The organism is Streptomyces sp. W16 (assembly GCF_033194735.1).
Lineage (GTDB): Bacteria > Actinomycetota > Actinomycetes > Streptomycetales > Streptomycetaceae > Streptomyces.
Genome location: NZ_JAWOAI010000963.1, coordinates 1 through 1,955 on the forward strand (window position 1 = coordinate 1; position 1,955 = coordinate 1,955).

Consider the following 1,955-nt stretch of genomic DNA (forward strand, 5'->3'; position numbering starts at 1 on the left):
ACGACCTCGGGATCGACCTCGCGGCCGGTGGGTTCGAAGGACCCCGCGCCGACGACCGTGCGGCCGGGCGCGAACAGGGACGCGCCGGTGACGGCTTGCCATGCGCTGTCCAACGCCTCGACGGGGAAGGGCAGTTCGGCGGCCGACGTCGCGGCGTCACGGGTGCGGTGCCCGGGGTCCGGGCCCCACAGTCGTACGGATTCCAGGTCCCGGACCCGGGCGGTCGCGCGGACCTGGGCCGGGGCCCGGTTGCCGGAGAGGAAGAGGACGTCGTCGGTCATTCCCTCTTCCTGTCCGGACTCCGCCCACCGGAATCAGGACCAGTGCGCCACCGCGTCCAGATGGGGCAGGTGGTGGTCGAGACGCTCCCGCTTGGTGCGCAGGTAGGTGATGTTGTTCTCGCAGGGCGGGATCAACAGCGGTACCTCTTCGGAGACTTTGATGCCGTGTTCCAGCAACGCCTCGCGTTTGCGCGGGTTGTTGGAGAGCAGGCGGACGCTCGCCACCCCCAGGTCGTGCAGGATCTCGGCGGCCACGCGGTAGTCGCGGGCGTCGACCGGCAGGCCGAGGGCGAGGTTCGCCTCGACGGTGTCCAGGCCCTCCGCCTGCAGGGCCATCGCACGCAGCTTGGCGAGCAGGCCTATGCCGCGGCCCTCGTGGCCCCTCAAGTAGACGACTATGCCCCGGCCTTCGGCGACCACGGCCCGCATCGCCGCGTCCAGCTGGTCGCCGCACTCGCAGTGCTGCGAGCCGAAGGCGTCGCCCGTCAGGCACTCCGAATGCAGCCGGGTGAGTACGTCGTCCGTGCCGATGTCGCCGTAGACCAGGGCCACTTGCTCGTCACCACGGTCGTGGTCCAGGTAGCCGATCGCCTGGAATTTGCCGTACACGGTGGGCAACGGAGCATTCACGACGCGTTCCGCGCCCCTGGGCTGCGCGGACTTCTGCTTGCCGAGTACGCCAATGTTTTCTGTCATGATCTGGTTCCTAAGCAGAGACGAAAGGCCGTGAAACAATGAATGGTTCGGGCTCACGGACGGCGGCATACGGACTGGTGCCGGCGGACACCACGGAGGACGTACGGGCTAGGGGGGCAAGTGTCTCAGCACAGGTCGCCGTCCTTCCGGTCGGCAGTTTCGAGCAGCACGGCCCGTTCCTCCCGCTGGCGACCGACACGCTCGTCGCCTGTGCCGTGGCCCGGGAGATCGCCGCGTCGTACCCGGTGCATCTCCTCCCGCCGGTGACGATGGCTTGCTCGCACGAGCACGCGGCCTGGCCGGGGACCGTCAGCATCTCTTCCGTGACCCTTCATGCGGTGGTGCGGGACATCGCGGACTCGCTCCGCCGCTCGGGGGTCGAGACCCTGGTGGTGGTCAACGGTCACGGCGGAAACTACGTACTGGGCAACGTCGTTCAGGAGTCCTCCGCGCGCGGTGGGCGGATGGCGCTGTTCCCGGCCGCCGAGGACTGGGAGGCGGCGCTGGAGCGGGCGGGGGTGGTGACCTCGCTGCTCACCGATATGCACGCGGGGGAAATCGAGACCTCCATTCTTCTGCACGCTCATCCCGAATTGATCCGTCCCGGATACGAGACTTCCGATTTCGTCGCCGACGACCGTCGCCATCTCCTGACGCTCGGTATGTCCGGCTATACCGAGTCGGGCGTCATCGGGCGCCCGTCCCTCGGCTCGGCGGAAAAGGGGAAGGCACTGCTGGCGAGCCTCGCCGATTCCTTCGGCGCGTATTTCTCGATGCTGACCGCGGACTCCTGAGCGGGTGCCGGGTCCGGTACGGCGGTGCCGGGCCCGGCGGTGCGCAGGCCGGTGTACCAGCGGGCGACCAGGACCAGCAGGCCGGGCGCGGCGGCGGCGAAGCTGAGCACGCCGTAGATCACGGAGACGGACAGTCCGCTGGTCGCGCCGAGGCCCGCGGCGCCGAACGCCCAGGCGGTGACGC

2 protein-coding genes and 1 pseudogene are annotated in these 1,955 nt (G+C 69.3%); 1 reads left to right on the forward strand and 2 read right to left on the reverse strand.

Annotated elements, in window-relative coordinates; translation table 11 throughout:
* Together R6V09_RS51950 and ribA are read right to left on the reverse strand one after the other, a co-directional pair.
* Positions 1 to 281, reverse strand: a pseudogene (locus R6V09_RS51950) (ornithine cyclodeaminase family protein); the annotation flags it as partial.
* A gap of 33 nt (positions 282 to 314) precedes the next feature.
* Positions 315 to 977: a GTP cyclohydrolase II gene (ribA, locus tag R6V09_RS51955; protein ID WP_317888373.1), complete on the reverse strand. Its 663-nt coding sequence runs from the start codon at positions 975 to 977 to the stop codon at positions 315 to 317.
* A 38-nt stretch (positions 978 to 1,015) separates the two neighbouring features.
* Here ribA and R6V09_RS51960 point away from each other — a divergent pair, with 38 nt between their 5' ends.
* A complete protein-coding gene (locus R6V09_RS51960) occupies positions 1,016 to 1,771 on the forward strand; it encodes a creatininase family protein (protein ID WP_317888374.1) in 756 nt (251 codons plus the stop codon).
* Positions 1,772 to 1,955: the final 184 nt, after the last annotated feature.

What these genes read in the sequence shown, in the direction of transcription:
- ribA (WP_317888373.1), bottom strand. Translation starts at nt 977, where the DNA reads ATGACAGAAAACATTGGCGTACTCGGCAAGCAGAAGTCCGCGCAGCCC.
- R6V09_RS51960 (WP_317888374.1), top strand. Translation starts at nt 1,016, where the DNA reads ATGAATGGTTCGGGCTCACGGACGGCGGCATACGGACTGGTGCCGGCG.